Origin of the sequence: Acidiphilium sp. PM (genome assembly GCF_000219295.1) — a bacterium.
GTDB classification, from domain to species: domain Bacteria; phylum Pseudomonadota; class Alphaproteobacteria; order Acetobacterales; family Acetobacteraceae; genus Acidiphilium; species Acidiphilium multivorum.
On record NZ_AFPR01000416.1, the window covers coordinates 1 to 686 of the forward strand.

1 protein-coding gene is annotated in these 686 nt (G+C 74.3%); it reads left to right on the top strand.

Features of this window, described 5'->3' with window-relative positions:
* The coding region (locus tag APM_RS13145; RefSeq protein WP_007423854.1) for a polyprenyl synthetase family protein at positions 1-686 on the top strand (686 nt) is incomplete at both ends.

The following is a 686-nucleotide window of genomic DNA, read 5'->3' on the forward strand; positions in this document are numbered from 1 at the left end:
ACGCGGCGGTGGCGGCGGGGCGGCGCTGGAATTCCTGCATTGCGCCTCGCTGGTGCATGACGACCTGCCGTGTTTCGACGATGCGGCGACGCGGCGCGGCCGTCCCTCGGTGCATGCCGCGTTCGGCGCGCCGATCGCGGTGCTTGCGGGCGATGCGCTGATCGTGCTGGCGTTCCAGACGCTCGCACTTGGCTGCGCGGTGCAGCCGGGCCCGGTGATCGCGCTGAGCGGGATCGTCGCCGAGGCGGTCGGCATGCCGGGCGGGATCGTCGCCGGCCAGGCCTGGGAGAGCGAGGATGAGGTGGATCTCGCGCGCTATCAGCGGGCCAAGACCTCGGCGCTGTTCGCGGCGGCGGCAATGGCCGGGGCGGCGAGCGCGGGCAAGGATCCGCTGCCGTGGCGGGCGCTGGGGGACAATCTCGGCGATGCCTACCAGATCGCCGACGATCTCTGCGATGCCGCCGGGGATGCGGCTTCGTGCGGCAAGCCGGTCGGGCGCGACGCCGCGCTGCAGCGGCCGAGCGCCGTGCGGCGCTTCGGCATCGAGGGCGCGCTCGACCTGCTGGACGAGGTGGCCGAACGCGCGGCTTCGTCGATCCCCGATTGTCCGGGCGTGGCGGCGCTGCGCGCGCTGATCGTGCAGGAGGCGAAGCGGCTGGTGCCCAAGGGGCTGGCCCGCGCGGCGG